The organism is Bacillus sp. 5B6, assembly GCF_000259405.1.
Classification (GTDB): domain Bacteria; phylum Bacillota; class Bacilli; order Bacillales; family Bacillaceae; genus Bacillus; species Bacillus velezensis.
This window is the reverse complement of record NZ_AJST01000001.1, coordinates 3,609,719-3,629,231: the sequence shown is the minus strand read 5'-3', so window position 1 is coordinate 3,629,231 and position 19,513 is coordinate 3,609,719. Positions and strand designations below refer to the sequence as shown.

General features: G+C 46.1%; 17 protein-coding genes and 1 riboswitch. Of the genes, 10 read left to right on the top strand and 7 right to left on the bottom strand.

Annotation, left to right across the window (positions count from 1 at the left end; genetic code table 11):
• Positions 1-630 precede the first annotated feature (630 nt).
• The 6 genes from MY7_RS17410 to MY7_RS17385 all read left to right on the top strand — a co-directional run bounded on the left by MY7_RS17410 (position 631) and on the right by MY7_RS17385 (position 6,972).
• A complete protein-coding gene (locus MY7_RS17410) occupies positions 631-1,647 on the top strand; it encodes an FUSC family protein (protein WP_007614917.1) in 1,017 nt (338 codons plus the stop codon).
• 69 nt (positions 1,648-1,716) lie between these two features.
• Positions 1,717-2,733: an XdhC family protein gene (locus tag MY7_RS17405; protein WP_007614915.1), complete on the top strand. Its 1,017-nt coding sequence runs from the start codon at positions 1,717-1,719 to the stop codon at positions 2,731-2,733.
• Positions 2,730-3,350: an NTP transferase domain-containing protein gene (locus MY7_RS17400; protein ID WP_007614913.1), complete on the top strand. Its 621-nt coding sequence runs from the start codon at positions 2,730-2,732 to the stop codon at positions 3,348-3,350. Before MY7_RS17405 ends, MY7_RS17400 begins: the two co-directional genes overlap by 4 nt.
• Positions 3,351-3,355: 5 nt before the next feature.
• Positions 3,356-5,686 carry a xanthine dehydrogenase family protein molybdopterin-binding subunit gene (locus MY7_RS17395; protein ID WP_029325774.1) on the top strand — a complete coding sequence of 777 codons (2,331 nt, stop codon included), beginning with the start codon at positions 3,356-3,358 and terminating at the stop codon, positions 5,684-5,686.
• Positions 5,673-6,515, top strand: coding sequence for an FAD binding domain-containing protein (locus MY7_RS17390; protein WP_007614908.1), 843 nt, complete (start codon positions 5,673-5,675; stop codon positions 6,513-6,515). The genes MY7_RS17395 and MY7_RS17390 overlap by 14 nt, the downstream gene beginning before the upstream one ends.
• Positions 6,508-6,972 carry a (2Fe-2S)-binding protein gene (locus MY7_RS17385; protein ID WP_007614907.1) on the top strand — a complete coding sequence of 155 codons (465 nt, stop codon included), beginning with the start codon at positions 6,508-6,510 and terminating at the stop codon, positions 6,970-6,972. Before MY7_RS17390 ends, MY7_RS17385 begins: the two co-directional genes overlap by 8 nt.
• A gap of 53 nt (positions 6,973-7,025) precedes the next feature.
• Here MY7_RS17385 and fbp read toward each other — a convergent pair whose 3' ends face one another.
• A complete protein-coding gene (gene fbp / locus MY7_RS17380) occupies positions 7,026-8,951 on the bottom strand; it encodes a fructose-1,6-bisphosphatase (protein ID WP_007614905.1) in 1,926 nt (641 codons plus the stop codon).
• Positions 8,952-9,249: 298 nt separating this feature from the next.
• Positions 9,250-9,330, top strand: a riboswitch (glycine riboswitch).
• Between the two features lie 145 nt (positions 9,331-9,475).
• Between fbp and MY7_RS17375 the strand changes: the two genes are divergently transcribed.
• Positions 9,476-10,822: an amino acid permease gene (locus tag MY7_RS17375; protein WP_007614904.1), complete on the top strand. Its 1,347-nt coding sequence runs from the start codon at positions 9,476-9,478 to the stop codon at positions 10,820-10,822.
• A 91-nt stretch (positions 10,823-10,913) separates the two neighbouring features.
• Here MY7_RS17375 and ahpF read toward each other — a convergent pair whose 3' ends face one another.
• Both ahpF and ahpC read right to left on the bottom strand, forming a co-directional pair.
• Positions 10,914-12,443 carry an alkyl hydroperoxide reductase subunit F gene (gene ahpF, locus MY7_RS17370; RefSeq protein ID WP_007614902.1) on the bottom strand — a complete coding sequence of 510 codons (1,530 nt, stop codon included), beginning with the start codon at positions 12,441-12,443 and terminating at the stop codon, positions 10,914-10,916.
• 13 nt (positions 12,444-12,456) lie between these two features.
• Positions 12,457-13,020: an alkyl hydroperoxide reductase subunit C gene (ahpC, locus tag MY7_RS17365; protein WP_004393188.1), complete on the bottom strand. Its 564-nt coding sequence runs from the start codon at positions 13,018-13,020 to the stop codon at positions 12,457-12,459.
• Positions 13,021-13,318: 298 nt separating this feature from the next.
• Between ahpC and MY7_RS17360 the strand changes: the two genes are divergently transcribed.
• Positions 13,319-14,005 carry a VOC family protein gene (locus MY7_RS17360; protein ID WP_029325773.1) on the top strand — a complete coding sequence of 229 codons (687 nt, stop codon included), beginning with the start codon at positions 13,319-13,321 and terminating at the stop codon, positions 14,003-14,005.
• 36 nt (positions 14,006-14,041) lie between these two features.
• On the opposite strand, the gene MY7_RS17355 is transcribed toward MY7_RS17360, so the two are convergent.
• The 3 genes from MY7_RS17355 to MY7_RS17345 form a co-directional block, all read right to left on the bottom strand.
• Positions 14,042-14,497, bottom strand: a complete 456-nt coding sequence (locus MY7_RS17355; RefSeq protein ID WP_004393190.1) for an RDD family protein — start codon at positions 14,495-14,497, stop codon at positions 14,042-14,044.
• A gap of 69 nt (positions 14,498-14,566) precedes the next feature.
• Positions 14,567-15,733: an MFS transporter gene (locus MY7_RS17350; RefSeq protein ID WP_007614896.1), complete on the bottom strand. Its 1,167-nt coding sequence runs from the start codon at positions 15,731-15,733 to the stop codon at positions 14,567-14,569.
• Positions 15,734-15,811: 78 nt separating this feature from the next.
• Positions 15,812-16,123 (bottom strand): ArsR/SmtB family transcription factor, encoded by a 312-nt coding sequence (locus tag MY7_RS17345; protein ID WP_007407855.1) that lies wholly within the window; start codon positions 16,121-16,123, stop codon positions 15,812-15,814.
• A gap of 142 nt (positions 16,124-16,265) precedes the next feature.
• Here MY7_RS17345 and MY7_RS17340 point away from each other — a divergent pair, with 142 nt between their 5' ends.
• Together MY7_RS17340 and MY7_RS17335 are read left to right on the top strand one after the other, a co-directional pair.
• Positions 16,266-16,685: a DUF5391 family protein gene (locus tag MY7_RS17340; RefSeq protein ID WP_007614895.1), complete on the top strand. Its 420-nt coding sequence runs from the start codon at positions 16,266-16,268 to the stop codon at positions 16,683-16,685.
• A gap of 103 nt (positions 16,686-16,788) precedes the next feature.
• Positions 16,789-18,033, top strand: coding sequence for an outer membrane protein assembly factor BamB family protein (locus MY7_RS17335; RefSeq protein ID WP_007614894.1), 1,245 nt, complete (start codon positions 16,789-16,791; stop codon positions 18,031-18,033).
• Positions 18,034-18,073: 40 nt separating this feature from the next.
• Here the strand turns inward: MY7_RS17335 and MY7_RS17330 are convergent, their stop codons facing one another.
• Positions 18,074-19,411 carry an aldehyde dehydrogenase family protein gene (locus MY7_RS17330; protein ID WP_007614893.1) on the bottom strand — a complete coding sequence of 446 codons (1,338 nt, stop codon included), beginning with the start codon at positions 19,409-19,411 and terminating at the stop codon, positions 18,074-18,076.
• Positions 19,412-19,513 lie beyond the last annotated feature (102 nt).

Genomic DNA, 19,513 nt, shown 5'->3' with positions numbered 1-19,513 from the left:
AGGTCCGTATCGTTATCGTTAAGTAAAATAAATACATATTTTATATTTGATTAAGTAACAGAACGTTCCAAAACAAAGGGTCTTTGGAACGTTCTGTTTTTATTATTACAAAAAGAGAGATGTTAAATGAAAACAACATCAGCAAAACATGTCAATATAGTTTCGGTAAAGTTAATTAGAGAGAGTAGCATTTTTTATGATAAGAGAAGGAGTCGCTTGCCGCAGCATGGGGTAAAACCGGGAGGACAAAGGCACCTACTAGGAATACCAAGGCTGCCAGTTTCACTGCGGTTAGCTTCATTTTGCTTTGCATAATTGATCCTCCTCCTTTGGTTGCCATACTAACAAAGGCATTCTGCTTCTTAAACCCTTACCATATAAAATGATAAAAAATTCACCCAATTTCATCACATTAACTAACACGGTTTGTATGTTTCCCTTCGAAAGTCATAGGGGAGCAGGGTTCATATCTGATGCGAAGTTATCAAGGAGGGGAGAAACCGTACAGAAGAGCTCAGAGAAGCACCTTTATTGCAAACAACAGCTTCTTTCCGCATTTTCCATACGACAGTATAAATCCCTTTCCGTCACGGAAACCTAGTGGAAAAGGTTTCTGAAAGGAGGGGGCGTATGATGAAAAGTGAAAAAATCCAAAACAAAACATCTTTGGTTTGGAAGATGGCGATTGCCTCTGCGGTTGCTTGGGAAGCGGCAAAACTGGCGGGCTCTGATCACCCGTATTTAGCGCCTCTGTCTGTTATCTTATGTTTGCAGCCAACGATAGATCAGTCGATTCGCTTTTCTTTTCATCGTATTGCGGGAACTGCGATTGGGATCATGCTAACGTCCTTTCTTGTCAGTCACTTGCCAATGAATGGCTGGATGCTGGGGCTGTTCCTATTAGGCGGTACTTACATTGCGAAGTGGTTACGAATAGATGTAACGGTTTTACATCAGGTAGCGCTCACCATTTTGTTGGTCTTTACGTTTGAACGGAACTCTAAAGATTATGCATTCGACCGAATAATCGATACGGTGATCGGCGTCATCATCGCCATTCTGGTTCACATGTTCCTTTTTCCGCCGGACTACACAAAAAAGGCAGCGGACTCTTTTCAAACATTGGCTCGTCAGCTTTCCGGCACACTTTCAGACCTCTCCAAATGGGTGCAATCAGAGTGGGGACAAGGAAAAGGGAACCTTATGGAATATAAAATGAACAAGCTTCTGCAGGAGCTGCATACGGCAAAAGAGATGCTGCAAACAGCCTCTGACAGCTTAAAATTCAACCCCGTCAGAAAAAAACATAAGAACATCATTTCAAGCTATCAAATAGAGATGCAAAAGTTGAACGCCGGATTTGAGTATCTATCAAATATAGTGAAAACGTTAAAAGAATGGGAAAAAGAAGGAGCTTTATCTTCAAGTGACAAAAGGGAGCTGGGGAATGATTTACAAGTGTTAAGTGAATACTTTGCGGGTTTTAAAGGCATACAGCATGGTGAAACAGACAATTGGAAACAGAAGGAACAGAGCGTGTTATTGGAATCTCTCCGTTCCGACATGCTGTCGCACCCGCCGCCCGGTCATAAGGTCTATAAAGACTCTTTTTTTTTAGAAACGAAGAAATTGCTGAAGCGTTTGTAATGTTTTCCGGAAAAAAAGAATATGGTTATACAGATGCAGATATGATCAGGTAAAAACGGGGGAAATCAAATGGATGATATACACCGGATTTTGGATGTCATCGCGAATTCTGCAAAACCTAAGGTACTGGCTACCATCATTAAAACAGAGGGGTCCGCTTATAAGAAAGAAGGGGCCTCCATGTTAATGTTAGGGGACAAAACAAGAGTCGGAATGTTATCCGCCGGTTGTCTGGAAGAAGATCTCGTTGAACGGTCGGAACAGGTCTGGACTGCAGGAGAGCCGTTGATTGTCCGCTTTGATATGAGCGCGGAAGACGATTTATCCTGGGGACAGGGCATTGGCTGTAATGGTGTTTTGACGGTTTTGCTTGAGCCTGTAAAAGGGGAATTGGAACGACATCTGATGACAGTCAAGTCATGCTTAGATGAAAAAAAGTCTGTGACCCGAGTGAAACGATTCACTGAAACGTTAGAGCCGAAGGAAGATCTGTATATAGCTGAAGACGGCAGCGTGTTTGGAACCGGGGATGTTATGGAACAAGGCTGTATTCAAAAACTGAGACAGACAGAAAAGGGAATCAAAAGGGATGAACATACCTCTGATTTATTTTTTATCCATCAGATGGTGCCAAAACCTTGTTTATATGTCTTCGGAGCAGGGGAAGATGCGAAGCCGTTAGTTTCGTTGGCGGCTCGTGCGGGCTTTCATGTGACGGTGATTGACTGGCGCCCCGCTTTATGTCATCACGGCCATTTTCCTGAAGCCGGCCGTTTGATTACAGGAGCACCGGAAGAAGTCATGGAAGGTCTGAGCATGACAAAAAGGGATTTTGTTGTCATTATGACACACAGCTTTCAAAAAGATCAGATCATTTTACATACATTAAAAAACGAGAATGTGTTTTATAAAGGCGTATTAGGCCCCAGAAGGCGCACCGAGCGGCTGTTAGGCGGAGCTGAGATTCCGGAGGATATTCATTCCCCTATCGGCCTTCCCATCGGGGCACAAGGCCCTGAGGAAATTGCTGTAAGTATTGTCGGCGAGATGATTCAAAAAATGCGAAAACAAAGGTCTCGCTTATGAAAACAGCAGCCATTTACCTGGCAGCCGGTACAAGCAGACGCATGGGGACGGATAAGCGCAGTTTATTTCTCAATGGAGTTTCCCTTGGAGGTATGGCTCTTAAAAATGCCTTGTTATCTGAATTAGATCATATTTTTGTTATTACGAGAAAGGGAGATTCACTGCATTGGCTTTCGGATTTTTTCTTTTTAGATCCCATATCAAATAAGTGGAGCCAGGCAGAATGTGAGCAAGCGGGTAAGGGCCAAAGCCATTCTATACAATGCGGTGTAAAAAAAGCGGCAGAGTATGAGGCTGACGCCGTTATCATTCTCCTTGCAGATCAGCCGTTTGTCACCGCAGATATCATCAATACGTTAATTGATTCCTATCAAAAGGAGCGCCGTTATTCATTTATCGCCGCTGAAAATCATCATCTTCCTATGCCCCCCATTTTATTCTCAAATCAATGTTTTCCGGTATTGCATCAGTTAAAGGGAGATCAGGGCGCCCGGCATGTCATCCGTGAAAGTATGATCAATACGGGAAAAATGATCAGCTTTCAAGACCCTTTGCTTTTTTATGACGTCGATACAGCTGAAGATTATACGCTGCTGCTGAATAAATTCGAGGAGTGAATGAGTTGGAGTATATCGGGAAGAGTGTCATTCGAAAAGAGGCCCTTGAAAAAGTGACGGGTAAAGCGAAATATACGGATGATTTTCAAGAAACAGGCACATTACACGCAAAAATGCTGATCAGTCCATATGCGCATGCCGATATTGTGTCTATGGACTTTTCAGAAGCTTGGAAGATTCCCGGCGTGAGAGCGATATTGGGTGATGAACCTTTTCCGCTTGCAGGTGAGGAAATTAAAGACAGATCGCCGATTGCTTATAAAAGGGTCAGATACCATGGTGAGCCGGTTGCTGTTGTTGTTGCGGAAAATCCGATTACAGCTAAAAAGGCAGCGGATGCCATCAAAGTATCCTATAAACCTCTTCCCGTCGTCAATTCCCCCCGTGAGGCCTTTCAAAAGGATGCGCCACTCGTCCATGAACATGCGGACCGCTATGAGAAGACAAAAGGTGTATTCCCGGTTCCGAAGACAAATATCGCAAACCTGGATAAGGTTAGAAAAGGAAATATTGAAGACGGGTTTAGGGAAAGTGATGTGACAGCAGAATTCCAGATTTCCTTTAACCCTTCTGATCACGCTGCGATGGAGACAAGATGCTCGATTGCTGAAATTCGGGCGGATGAGGAGATTATCATTACCACATCCTCTCAAGCTCCTTTTGCCATTAAAAAATTAATGCAGTGGTACTTTGGAATCGAACCCGGAAAGGTTATCGTCAAAACGCCTTTAGTAGGAGGAGCGTACGGGGGAAAAGCAGCCGTTCAGTTAGAGGTGATTGCCTATTTGGCATCAAAAGCAGTCGGAGGCCGGCCCGTCAAATTATTTAATACGAGAGAAGAGGATCTGATCACATCTCCCGTTCATATAGGGTTGGATGCTATTGTCAAATTAGGGGCTACAAAGGATGGAATCTTAAAGGCGGCAGACATTCAGTTTTTATTTGATGGCGGAGCGTATTCTGATAAAGGAGTGGACATCAGCCGGGCTGCGGTGGTTGATTGTACGGGTCCGTACGCCATAGATCATATACGGTGTGATTCATATTGTATGTATACGAATCATCCATATCCAAGTGCATTCAGGGGCTACAGCCATGCTGAAGTGTTATTTGCCTTTGAGCGGACGATGGATGTATTGGCGGAAAAGCTGAACATGGACCCATTAGAACTCCGCTATAAAAATGCCATTCGCCCCGGTGACACCACACCGACTCAAGTTCTTCTCAATTCAAGCACGGTCGGAAATGTGCCGAAGTGCATTGAAAGATTAAAGGAATTAATGAATTGGGACGAGGGACAGCGAATTGAAATCGACGGCCGGAAGATACGGGCGAAGGGAATCAGCTGTATTTGGAAAACCTCAACATTTGATACAAATGCAACGTCCGGGGTTCTTTTAACCTTTAATCCCGATGGAAGCATTAACTTGATGTCAGGCGTAGTGGAAATTGGAACAGGGACAAAAACAGTGCTAGCCCAAATCCTGGCGGAACGAATGAAAATGGATATAAGCAAAATTCACGTAAAAATGCTTATAGATACACAAACAACACCCGAGCATTGGAAAACCGTGGGGAGCAGAGGGACGTTAATGGCCGGAAATGCCGTACTGAATGCAGCGGAGGAAGCCATTCGAAAGCTTAAGGACGTGGCATCATGTGTGTTGCGGGTTCCTGTCGAGGAATTGGAAGTGGCCGACGGAAAGGTTTATTTTATAGATCATCCTTCTGTACATGTTGAAATAAAAGACATTGCTTACGGATATACGTTTCCAAATGGAAATACCATTGGCGGCCAAATCATTGCGAGCGGCAATTACACATTAACCCGGATGACGAATTTAGACCGGGAAACGGGAAGAGGAAAGCCGGGACCCGAATGGGCTGTAGGTGCTCAGGGAATTGAAGTTGAGTTGGATAAACGGGATTATACGTACCGAATTACAAAAGCCTATTCTGTTGTGGATATAGGAACTGTACTGAATGAAAAAGCTGCAAGGGGTCAAGTGATGGGGGGGATGAGTATGGGAATCGCATTTGGAGGAAGAGAAACCTTTGTATTTGATCCATATGGAAGAGTATTAAATCCTCAGCTTAGAACATACCGCCCCCTTCACTATGGAGAGCAGCCTGAATATATCATTGAATTTGTTGAAACCCCGCATGTGATTGCGCCTTATGGAGCGCGCGGCGGCGGGGAACACGGACTGTTGGGGATGCCGGCAGCATTAGGAAATTGCCTTTCCGCCGCTTTAGGTGTCCAATTGAATCAACTTCCTCTCATTCCCGAACAATTATGGAGAACGCAAGAGGGGTGGAAAGATGATACCGTTTGATTTTGATTATTTTAAACCGAAGACCATTCAAGAAACAATCAATCTATTTCACTCTCTTGCGGCCGAAAAGAAAACACCAATGTATTATTCCGGCGGCACGGAAATTATCACGTTAGGAAGGCTGAATATCATCTATACGGATGCGGTGATAGATATGAACGCGCTTCCGGGATTTCAAACCATCCGCTTTTATGAACATGATCTGGTGATCGGAGCAGGCGTATCATTAACGAAACTGGAGGAAGAAAATCCATTTCCGCTATTAAGTAAAACGGTAAGTGAAATTGCGGATCGGACGACTCGAAATAAGATCAGCCTGGGCGGAAACATTTGCGGGGGCATCTATTACCGTGAGGCCGTGCTGCCGTTGCTGATTTCTGATAGTTTGCTAGGGATTGCAGGGAGAGCGGGGATTCATTACCATCCTATAAATAAAGTATTTAACAGGGAAATACAATTGCGAAAAGGAGATTTTTTATTTCATGTCGTTGTCGATCGAGCGTATGTTGACCTGCCATTTGTCAGTATCAAAAGAAGACAGCAGTGGAATGTCGGGTATCCATTGGTGACAGTCTGTGCGCTGAAAAAAGATGATGAGATCAGAATGGCCTTCAGCGGCGTATGTCCATTTCCGTTTCGTTCTGCTGAAATGGAGGCTGTGCTTAACGATAAAAGCCGATCAGCAGAAGAAAGAGTACGCAGGTCTTTACAGTATGTACCCAAACCCGTTCTTGATGACGCAGAAGGCTCAAGTGAATACCGAATATTTGTCTTGCAAAATACAATTTTAGATGCCTTACGGGAATTAGAAGGAGGTCCAAATGTCTGATCCTATTACGTTGAAAGTAAATGGCGACGAAAGACAGATTACGGTCAGACCGGCTGATACTTTGTTATTTGCTCTTCGTCTTCGTCTCGGATTAACTGGTGCAAAGCCGGGCTGCTTAAATGGGGATTGCGGCGCCTGTACGGTATTAACGGACGGGGTGCCGATGAAATCTTGCTTAATGCTTGCGGCAGAAGGGGAAGGAAAGGACATTACGACAATTGAAGGACTGATCAATACACCGATTCAAAAGGCTTTTATTGAAAAATTTGCGTTTCAATGCGGTTATTGCACACCGGGTTTTCTCATGAATTGTCATGCTTTAGTGAATACTGAGCCGAATGCAAGTGATGACACGATAAAAAATTGGCTGGAGTCCAATATTTGCAGATGTACCGGTTATAGGGAGATTGAAGAAGCGGTTAAATCCGTTTTACATACAGGGAAAGGGACTTCTTAGTTCGTAACCGTAAAAAAAAGAGCCCAGAGAATCATCCCTGAACTCCATATTCTTCACTTCATATACCGATACTCCCGCAGTTTCTCCAAAATCGCCACTTCTTTCATCAGTTCTTCACCGACGTTTGTTTCTTTCACTTTCTTCCGCTCCAGCTCTTTGTCGACTAATCGTTTCACTGTTAAGACGTCGGTTCCGGTGTTCAGCACTTCGGCCTTGGAGTTAAAGTGTTTATGGGCGACGAGCTGCATGCCGTAGGAGTTGTATAAAAGCGTGTAGCCGGCGATGCCTGTTGTGGATTGGTAGGCTTTGGAGAAGCCGCCGTCGATGACGATCATTTTTCCGTTTGCCTTGATCGGATCTTCGCCTTCGATTTCTTTTACCGGTGTATGGCCGTTGATGATATGGCCGTGATCCGGGTTGAGGCCGAATTCCTTCAGGATGTTCCGGCAGGTTGCTTCGTCTTCACGCAAATAGTAATACGGGTTTTTCTTTTCTTTATGCGTTTCCTTCTCTTTAATGAAATACCGCTCAAAGGTTGTCATGGCGCGTTTTCCGAAGAGGGAGGAGTATTCGCCTGTCCATAAGTACCACGTCATATCTGTCGCCAGATCATCGGTTTCTTCCGGATGGGCAAACGCTTCCCGTAAGAACCGTTCAAAAACATCTAGCAGCTCACGGCCTGCATAAGCTTTATCCTCTATCATCATCGTTTCCATGCTGCCGTTTTCATCGACGGGAATACAGCCGTGAATCAGCAGGTTGCCGTTATATTTTAGATAAAGGCTGCCTTTTTTCATCATAAAATTCATATGGCGGCCCAGCTTTTCGGAGTTCTGAACAGAGAACAGCAGCTTGTCCATGACTTCTGCTTCTTCTTCTAACAGCTCATCAGGCTGTTTAGGATTCACCGTCGCAAAGCAGGTGTTTTCCAGTTGATATGTTTTTCCGTTCAGTGTGATTTCATTGCGGTCATAATCGATCTTTTCCAGTAACAGCCGTTCCTCCATATTAAAGTTCGGCCGTCTCTTAATAATCGGGCTCTCAAGCTTGAATTGGATCATCGCGATCGCCTGATGAATTTTTGTGATTTGTTTAATCTCATCTTCCGGTCTGTTTTCGTCCGCTTTCGGGCGGAAAGACGGGTTATCATCGTAATATTTTTCGGCAAGGTTCAATAGCGGTCTCAGATTGATGCCGTAAACGTCTTCAATAATATCCAGATTGTCATAGCGGGCACAGATGCGGATAATGTTTGCCAGACATACTTTTGAGCCGGAATAAGCGCCTATCCAGAGAACATCATGATTCCCCCATTGAATATCCACTGAATGATAGTTGATCAGTTCTTCCATGATTTTATCCGGCTGCGGTCCGCGGTCGTAAATATCGCCGACAACATGCAGATGGTCGACCACCAATCGCTGCGTGCTGTAGGCAAGGCCGGTGATCAGCTTATCGGCCTGACCGAGCGCAATGATCTGTTCTATGATTTCGGAATAGTATTGTTCTTTGTTGGCGGCTTGTTCTGTTTTGTACAGCAGCTCTTCAGAAATATAAGCAAATTGGGCGGGCAGTGCTTTGCGCAATTTGGAGCGGGTGTACTTGGAAGAACAATAAGAAACGAGCTTAATCATCCGATGAATCGTTTCTTTATACCACTCATTTAATGCCTCTTTCGTATCAAAGTCATGTTTGATCAGCTTCAGTTTGTCCTCAGGGTAATAGACCAAAGCCGCCAGTTCATCAATTTCTCTATCGTAAATGACGCCGCTGAAAATATCGCGGATCTTCTCTTTTACTCTTCCTGAACCGTTTCGCAGCACGTGCTGGAATGCCTGATACTCCCCGTGCAGATCACTGACGAAATGCTCGGTTCCTTTCGGCAGGTTCAGTATCGCTTTCAGATTAATGATTTCCGTGACCACTTTTTCTTCACAATCGTATTTTTGTGCGAGCAGATCTAAATATTTGGTTTCCAATCTCGTCCATCCCCTTTTTATTTACGAGCCATTGTATGGTAAGGTGAATTTAAAGTATGACATAAAGTTTACATCATTAGACCTTATATGATAGTACCGCATAACGCCTTTTTGAGACAATGAAAACGGAAAATACGGCGCTTCAGGCATCGAAAATTGGACCGGGATAACGCCGTGAGCTCATCCCCCTATTGACAATGAATTCAACTTCCATTAAAATAAAAAGTTAGCTGATAGGTATTTCTATCAGAAACTCAATACGTAGCAGGCTATGATTGCTGTGGGTCGCACTACAGCAGGAGCGGCTTCTGGAGAGACCGCGGGTTTTCCGCGGCGCCGAAGGGTTCACAATCTCAGGCAAAAGGACAGAAGAGTACCGAATATGTATTTGTCATGCTGTTGATTGTCAGCGGCGCAGATATAATTTGATATTCTTATGACCATGAGATTGGAGGGCATCCAATCTCTTTTTTTATTGGCTTTTTTTGCTCGTCGTTCACTAGAGAGGTAAGGAGGAGTCAGATGTGGAGCAGCGAGAGCTAAAGAGGGACTTATCGAATCGGCACGTGCAGCTGATCGCCATTGGCGGCACGATCGGCACCGGATTGTTTTTAGGGTCCGGTAAGGCGATTCAGCTGGCGGGTCCTTCTATCATCTTTGCGTATTTTATTGTAGGTATTGCGCTTTTTTTCGTCATGCGGGCGCTGGGAGAACTGCTGTTATCTAAAGCGGGCTACCAATCATTAACGGATATTGCCGAGGCGTACTTAGGGCCGCGTGCAGCGTTTGTCACCGGCTGGACCTACTGGTTTTGCTGGATTATGACGGCTATGGCGGATGTGATCGCCGTCGGTGTGTATGTGAAATATTGGTTTGATATTCCGCAGTGGATTCCGGCACTTATCTGTTTGCTCATTTTATTAGGGCTTAATCTGTTAACGGTTAAGATTTTTGGAGAATTGGAGTTTTGGTTCGCCTTGATTAAGGTAGTCACGATTCTCGCGTTAATTGTCATCGGTGTAGTTCTGCTGGTGATTGGGTTCAAAACGCATACCGGAACGGTTTCAGCGGCGAATCTGTGGGAGCACGGCGGCTTGTTTCCGAACGGATTTTCAGGCTTTTTGCTTTCGTTCCAGATGGTGATCTTCGCCTATGTCGGTGTGGAATTAGTGGGTGTGTCGGCGGCGGAAACGTCAAATCCGAAAAAAAATATTCCGTCCGCTATCAATAAAATTCCTTTACGGATTTTATTTTTCTACGTCGGGGCATTGCTCATTCTTTTATGTATTAACCCGTGGATGCAGCTGAATGCGGCGGAAAGTCCTTTTGTAAAGACCTTCAGTCTGGTCGGCATCCCGTTAGCCGCGGGAATCATTAATTTTGTCGTATTAACCTCTGCCGCTTCTGCTTGTAACAGCGGGATGTTTTCAACAAGCCGGATTTTGTATAACTTAAGCAAAACGAAACAAGCGCCTGCAAGTTTTGCGAAGCTGAATAAAAATCATGTGCCGAGCCGCGCATTATGGATATCGGTTATTGTGCTGTCAGCTGGCGCTCTTTTAAGCAAATTGATACCGGAAGCGGCTTTTGGCATCGTGACAACCATCAGCGCGATTTGTTTCATTTGGGTGTGGGGCGTGATTCTGGTCTGTCATATCAGATACAGGAAAACCCGTCCGGACTTACATGCAAGCTCGTCTTTCAAGGCGCCGTTTGCGCCGTTTATCAATTACGCCGTGCTGGCGCTGTTTGCCGTCATTCTGGTGATTATGCTGTTTGCGGATGCGACGCGCCCGGCTTTGCTGCTGACGCCGCTGTGGTTTATTGGATTATTTCTCATCTATCGGGCGAGAGGGAGAAAGACAGATTGAATTGCTTCAGACGGTGTACTGCCATGCAGTATGCCGTTTTAATATAAAAAAAGCGCTATCCTGCCGTGTAAGCAGGATAGCGCTTTTTACATTAATTCCGGATCAAATAATCAAATGCGCCTAAAGCGGCAGTTGCACCTGATCCCATGGAGATAATGATTTGGTTGTACGGGCCGTCTGTGCAGTCCCCTGCGGCAAATAGGCCGGGAACGCTTGTCGCGCCGCTCTTATCGACGATGATTTCGCCGATGCGGTTGCGTTCGACAGTTTCGTCTAACCATTCTGTATTAGGCACGAGACCGATTTGGACGAATACACCTTGAAGTTCAACGTGTTTTTCTTCGCCTGTTTCACGGTCAACGAACGTAATGCCGTTTACGTTTTGGTCGCCTGTGATTTCTTTCGTTTGTGCATTTTTGTGCACAGTGACGTTTGGCAGGCTGTAAAGACGTTTTTGCAGGACTTCGTCTGCTTTCAGTTCAGGCGCGAACTCCAGCACAGTCACGTGATTGACGATACCTGCAAGGTCAATCGCCGCTTCGATTCCGGAGTTTCCGCCGCCGATAACCGCTACGTCTTTACCTTCAAACAATGGTCCGTCACAGTGCGGGCAGTAAGCGACACCTTTGTTTTTGAACTCTTGCTCACCAGGTACGTTGACATTGCGCCAGCGGGCACCTGTTGAAAGGATCACTGTTTTACTTTTCAGTACAGCGCCGTTTTCAAGTTCAAGTTCGAACAGATCTTTTTTCTCAAGACGTTTCGCGCGCTGAAGGTTCATGACGTCAATATCATAATCTTTCACGTGCTCTTCAAGGCTTGCGGCGAGCTTCGGTCCTTCAGTCGCTTTGACGCTGATGAAGTTTTCGATGCTCATGGTGTCGAGTACCTGGCCGCCGAAGCGTTCAGCGACGACACCGGTGCGGATGCCTTTACGCGCCGTGTAGATCGCCGCGCTTGCGCCGGCAGGTCCGCCGCCGACAACAAGAACGTCAAACGGCTCTTTGTCGGCAAACTCAGACGCATCTGCGCCGCTGCCCATTTTTGCGAGAATCTCTTCGATGGTCATACGGCCGCTTCCGAAAGATTCACCGTTTAAGAAAACAGTCGGAACAGCCATGATGTTTTTGCTTTCTACTTCTTCTTTGAATGCCGCGCCGTCAATCATTGTATGAGTGATATTCGGGTTGAGCACGCTCATCATGTTTAATGCTTGGACGACATCAGGGCAGTTGTGGCACGTCAGGCTGATATAAGACTCGAAGCGGTATTCTCCGCTGATGTTCTTAATCTGGTCAATGACCTTTTGATCAGCCTTAGGCGCTCTGCCGCTGACTTGAAGCAATGCCAGCACTAATGATGTAAATTCGTGGCCGAGAGGAACACCGGCGAATGTAACGCCTGTGTCTTCTCCGGTACGATTAACGCTGAAGCTCGGTGTTCTGTTTAATTCAGTTTTTTCAACTGAAATTTTAGATGACATGGAAGCCAGCTCGTCAACGAGAGCCAGCATGTCCTTAGAAGTGTCATCGTCACCGGCGCTTACTTTGAGAACAATGTCGTTCTCAATTAGCTGCATGTATTGATTTAATTGTGCTTTGATATTTGCATCAAGTACCAATGGAATGCACTCCTTAGATTTTACCTACCAAATCAAGGCTAGGTGTAAGTGTTTCGCCGCCTTCTTCCCATTTAGCCGGGCAGACTTCACCTGGGTTTTGACGAACGTATTGAGCCGCTTTTACTTTGTTTACTAGGTTGCTTGCGTCACGGCCGATACCGCCTGCATTGATTTCAACTGTTTGGATGACGCCATCAGGATCGATAATGAATGTTCCGCGGTCAGCAAGACCAGTTTCTTCGTCAAGAACGTCGAAGTTGCGGGAGATCGTTTGAGATGGGTCCCCGATCATTGCGTAAGTGATTTTACCGATTTTTTCAGAGCTGTCATGCCAGCCTTTGTGTACGAAGTGAGTATCTGTGGAAACAGAGTATACTTCAACACCTAATTCTTTCAGTGCAGCGTATTGTCCTTGAAGATCTTCAAGTTCAGTCGGGCAAACGAAAGAGAAATCCGCTGGGTAGAAGCAGAAAACGCTCCATTGACCTTTCAAATCTTCGTTTGTTACATCGATGAATTCACCGTTTTTGAAAGCTTTTGCTTCGAATGGCAGTACTTCTTTTCCGATTAAAGACATAATATCTTCCTCCTGAAATGTGATTTGAAATATATTAAAAAGACAAAGCATTCACTTTATCTTTCAATAATAATTCTAATTATATATAGATTATTAAATAACATTTATTTTTTGTCAAGCTATATGGGGTATTATTTTCTGCTTTTTTTGCTTTAGACGTTTAAAAACGCCTGGTATAAGCGGTTTGGCGCTGTTTGTCCTGTTTAGCACCGGGCGGGCGGGAGATTCTCAATTGGTGAATCGAAACAGTAGGAATCAACCCTTCTATATGGCAGTATAAACCAAAGGGGGTATGATCATGCAAATAAATAACATTACTTTGTACAGTTGTGCGTTGGAGGAGACGAAACACTTCTATGAACGGGTGTTAGGTTTTTCTTTAATTGATGAGTCCGGTGATTCGTTTACTATCAAGGCGGGAGAAAGTGAGTTGGAATTCAGGCGCGCCGATTCTCACTCTCATCCGACGTATCATTTCGCGTTTAACATTCCGAATAATCGTTTTGATGAGGCGAAGGCGTGGATAAAGGATAAAGTCGTTTTTCAAACGGAAGATGGGGAGGATGAGGTGTATTTCTCTCATATCCAGGCGCGTTCCATTTATTTCAAAGATCCGTCCAACAATCTGGCGGAATTCATCGCGAGAGAAACATCGCCGCCAAGCGCGGAACGTTTTTCGATTGAGTCCGTTCTGAATATCGGCGAGGTGAATCTGACGGCTGCCGAGGTCGTATCAACCGGGAGGGAGCTGCAGCGTTTCGGCATTCCGGTGAGAAAGCATGCGCCTCTTAGGGAAAACGGGTTTCATTTTATGGGTGATTACAATGATGGGGCGTTTTTGCTTTTAGGGCCGAGCGGCCGCCGCTGGATTTTTTCTGATCAGCATGCGGAGTTCCATCCGCTGTCTGTCATTGTGAACGGGACGATCCGCATTGAGGCTGACGGAAAGGGCGGCATTGACATCAGGCGGGCACAGCCGTCATAAAAAAGCCCGGGCTCAAAAGGCCCGGACTTGGAGACATTATTTATAGACAACACGGGTGCTGCACATGATGTCGTGCAGCGTTTTTTTCTCTCCGAAGGCGCCCATGATGAATCCGATATAAAGAATGAGCTTAGATATGATATATGCGAAAGCGCGTCCGAAGGCCTGGCCGATGGAAATCCGTCCGCCATCTTCATTGACGACCTTAAGGCCGAGCAATGCTTTTCCCAGGGTCCCCTGCATCTTTGAGGCCGTGAGCAGGCTGAAATATAAGATACTGATCACAAAAGAGCTCACAAGAATCGGGATGACGCCGAACACCAGAAAAGAGATGTTAAACTGATTTTCGGTCATGAAGGGGTCAGCCGCCGCAACGCCTGCCGCAAATAAAAAAGAGACCATAAATTGAATGATAAAAATCGGAATTCCTATGATGATTTGATCAATGACGTAAGCCAGAAACCGAATCCAAAATCCTGCCGGTCTTTCCATGTATCTTTTTCTCTCCCTTGCTTTAATCTGGAATATTATACGTAATCATTCCGGATTTTGCAACGGAGCTTAAGCTTCTGCGAGCAGCCTCTTTCCCCATGCCAAGCGTCCCATGATCAGCCCGAAAGCCAGAAGGGCAAATATGATGCCGCACCACATCAGCTGATGTACTCCCAAATGTGAAATAAACCAGCCGCCCGCCGCCGTTCCGATGGTGATGCCGAGGTTGGAAAAGGAGACAAACAGGCTGTTGCCGAATTCGGGCGCCTCCTTTGCTTCCGCAGTAAGCCATGTCTGGCTGACAATGAGACCGCCGGAATGAACGGCGCCCCATATAAAGACGAGGACGGCCATCGGCGCGAAAGACGTCCCAAACCCGTATATGAGCAAGTAGGCGGCTGTATAAAGAAGCGGAAACAGGATGACGGTCTTCTTCATATTTTTATATAACAAAGCGCCGAAGACGAAATTCCCGGCTATCATAATCACTCCGAAGCCCATCAGCATGAAGCTGACCCATGTACCATTCATATGGGACACCCGTCCGAGGTACTCCGCAAAATAGCTGTAGACAGAAAACATGGCCGCAAAGAGACAGGTGACGGCAGCGATATTGAGCCACAAAGCCGGTTTGCGAAGGATGCCGAGCTGGCTTCTGAAAGACATGTTTTCTGTGACCGGCATGGATGGCAAAAAGAGAAGAATGCCCGTGAACGCGATGATACTGATGATAGCGCCGAATAAGAAGGCGGCTTCAAGGGAGAGACGATCCGCCAGATAAGACGTGAAAGGCACGCCGAACGCAAAGCCGGCGGTGATGCCTGAAAAGACTTTCGTTACGGCTTTTCCGGATTGGCCGGCGGGGACAAGCCGGGCCGCGGCCGCAAGCGATACAGAAAAGAACACCGGGTGGCATAAAGCCGGAATGATCCGAAACGCCAGCATGACACTGAAATGCGCCGTATACGCGTAGACCGCATTTGAAACGGCAAACATCAGCACCGCCAAAAGCAGAATGTATTTCCGGTTTATACCTGAAGCAAGCAAGGTCAAAAACGGTCCCGACACAGCAACGATGAACGCGAAAATACTGACAAGCCACCCCGCTTTTGAAGCAGAAATATGAAATCTGTCCGCCACTTGCGGAAGAACGCCGATAATGCCCATTTCGGTCGTGATAATTCCGAAAACCCCTAATGCCAAAAACAGAATGAAGATGGAACTGCTTTGTTTCATTGTTATGTATGCCTCCTTTTATAACTACATATACAGAAAAATAGATATGTTAGAACAAAAAAAGCCCTCCTTTCATGGTTATAGCTGGTGCTGAACATAGTCAGCAAAGGCTTTAATTTGTTTTTCATTCCTTCTGTAATAGGTCCATTTTCCGATTCGTTCGGATTCCAGCAGGCCGGCTTTTTGCATGGTCAGCAGGTAGCTGGAGATGACGGACTGCGCAAGCCCCGACTTTGCCTGAATATCACCGACGCAAATTCCGGTGCGGAAACTGAGTCCCTGATCAAGATAAGGTCTTTCATCAAAATGGTCCTCCGGGTGTTTAAGCCACGTCATAATATCACTTCGTGTTTTGTTAGATAGCGCTTTATGAATCAATATTGGTTCCATAACGTTTATTATATCTATTTTTCTGGATTTGTAAATTCGTTTTTAACAAAACATTCTCAAATTAAGTAAAAATCGTGCTAAAATATAACATATTATCAGATTACCGGTAAAAAAGCCGGGTTATTGTCAGGAGGATATTCACATGAATCAAAAGAAAAAAGGTGCGGTTGCGGTGACCTTGCTTTCCGCTCTGCTGTTTTGTTTATTGCCGGTCCTCGTCTCGCTTTCTCCGCTTGCGGAAACGGGGCCGAACGCGAATCGTTTTAATTCCGCGGGCATGTGGGCCGCCGTCGGCCAGATCCTTGTGATATATGCGGTCCCGCTCATTTTGTATATTCTCGGTATTCGTGTCATGAAAATCATCATGGCCGTTTTTTGCGGAATCGGGCTTATCATTTGCGCGGCTGTCTTGTTGGTGACGTTATTGACCGCAATTTCCTTAGGGCAGGAGCTGTCTCTTTATTACGGCCTTTTCGTTTGGTCAGGCGCGGCTTTTATCGTCAATGTGGTGTGGTATATTGCCGCGTTTCGATCATCCCCGAAGCATCAGCAGGCTATGTGACATTTGTTCTATAAATCTACCGAAAATACAAATATTTCATAGGTTAATTATGGTATGATCAAAGTGGTATAGCAGCTTTTAATAGAAACGGGAGGAACTGACATTGAAAAAAAAGACAGCTTCATTGCGAGTGAAAACATTGGCGGCCGGCGCTGCGGTTGCTGCGGCTTTATCTGTGGGAGCGGTTACTGATCTGCCGGGGGCAAAATGGCTGCATCCGGCGGCTGCTCAAGCCGCGGAAACGGTATTTAAACAAAATCATGCGGCATCCGGTTTCTTGGCGGGACGGTATGACGCGCAGGCGATGTCTCCGACGATGTTCAACTGGTCAAGAGAAAGCCGGTTTGCAAGCACTGCCGATGGCGCATTAAAATGGGAAAAGAATGTTCCGGCCAATCCTCAAAACGGTGCGGGAGCCGCGGTTGACGGAGACGGCACCGTATTTATTCAATCAAAAGACGGGAAGCTGACGGCGTATCATCCGGACGGTACTGTGAAATGGGTGACGGAAAACCTCGGGACGACCTATACGCTGACTCCGGTGCTCGGAACAAACGGTGTCATTTATCTTCCTTCTCACGATAAAAAACTATATTTCATCGACAAAGAAACCGGAAACATTTTAACATCGGTTCCGCTGAGCGGAGCGCCTAGTTCCGATGCGGCTATCGGCTCTGACGGCACGCTGTATGTGTCGACGCTGGATAACTATATCTATGCGATTAAACCGACGTCGCCTTCGACATGGACGCAAAAGTGGAAGTTTAAAACAAACGGCGTGGTCGGCTCCGCTCCCGTGTTAGCATCAAACGGCACGCTGTATACGGCAACGTACAATAATATCTTTTACGCGATCAATTCCGGAACGGGCCAAGTGAAATGGTCAAAAACGACGTCCAACGGGTTTAAAGGCTATCCGGTTATTGATAGAGACGGCACCGTTTACGCCGGAAACCAGGACGGCAACTTATACGCCTATACATCAACGGGTGCTGTAAAGTGGACGTTCCCATTAAACGGTTTCTCCAGCTCTTCATTAGCGATCGACCATAACGGCAATGTGTATATCGGTTCCGGAAGCGGGGAGCTGTTTTCCATCAGCAAAACCGGCAATATGAACTGGTCTTTCTATACGGACGGGCCTGTGAGAACGGCGCCGCTGATTGATGCGGACGGCAATGTGTACTTCGGTTCTGACGATAAAAATGTCTATGCGGTTGACGCTGACGGTAATGAAAAATGGCGCTATCAAACAGACAGCAATGTCATTTCCTCCCCGGTTCTGGCTGAAGACGGCACGCTCTATGTCGGCACTTATACGAAACTGCTCGCATTCGGGGCAAATTAATATAAAAAAAGAATCCGCGTCATCTGCGCGGATTCTTTTTTTATTTAGAGGCTTGAATAAATACGCCTTTTTCATGAGAGAATTCTTTAAAGCCGTACACACCGTGATATGAACCGATCCCGCTCGTATTGACACCGCCGAACGGAAGGTTGACGTCAGTGAAATGAACGACGACATCATTGACAGAAGCATTGCCGGACGTCGTATGCTGCAGAACATAATCGATCAGCTCCTGATTATGGCTGAATACATACAAGGCAAGCGGCTTGTCCCGTTCAGTGATGTAATCAACGGCTTCACTGATATCTTCGTAATTCATAATCGGCAGAATCGGTGCGAAGATTTCTTCCTGCATGATCTTCATATCAGGCGTGACGTTTGTCAGCACGGTCGGAGAAATCGTGCGGTCATGCGCATCGAATACGCCGCCGAACGCCGTTTTCGCCCCTTTTTCAATGGCATCATCATACAGAGCTTTGACACGGTTAAAGTTGCGGTCGTTGACAATCTGCGTGAATTTATTGCGGTCAACCGTATGATCATCCTCCATAAAACCTGCATTGACAATGGTTTGCAGGAGATCTGTAAAGGTGCTCTGCACTTCTTTCTTCATAAGGAGATAGTCAGGTGCGATACATGTTTGCCCCGCATTGACAAATTTTCCGACAGCGATTTTTTTCGCCGCGTCCATCAAATCATAGCCGCTGTCGATGATCGTCGGGCTTTTTCCGCCAAGCTCAAGCGTGACGGACGACAAGTGCTTCGCGGCTGCCGTCATGACGATTTTACCGACATTCGTGCTTCCGGTGAAGAAAATGTGGTCAAACGGCTGGTCGAGCAGTTCTGTCGCGACATCGACCTCACCTTCAAAAATGGCGACTTCTTCTTCGTGAAATGCCTCGCGAATAACTGTCGCGGCGATATGGCTCGTCTCCATCGTAAAATCAGACAGCTTCACAATCGCGCTGTTGCCGGCCGCAATGGCAGCCGCAAGCGGAGCCATCGTCAGCATAAACGGATAATTCCATGGGCCGAGAATTAAGGTGACGCCTTTTGGCTCATACATTAATACGCCGTCAGCGTCGGGGCTGACGGATGAGCCGACGCGTTTCGGCGCCATCCAGGTGTCGAGATTGTTCATATTATCTTTAATCGCCTTGATCGTTCCCTGCGTTTCCGCTCTTTTCACCTCATGATAAGGCTTGCGGACGTCCCGTCTGATCGCCTCGATGATTTCTTCTTCATGTGCGGTGACGGCATCTAAAAAGCGCTGAAGCTTTTCTCTGCGCTGCCCGGCTGTTGAAGCACGCAGCGTTTTTTGATTTTTTTTCTGAAGCTCAAAGACGCGTTTGATGTCTGCTTTTATATGCTGATCCATCGGTCTTCCTCCTCTGGTTGCTTTTTTGTTTCTTCAGGGCCTATTATAATGTGATGTGTTTTTGCGGCAAAGACAGCGTAAACGCATCTATACGTTACCGTA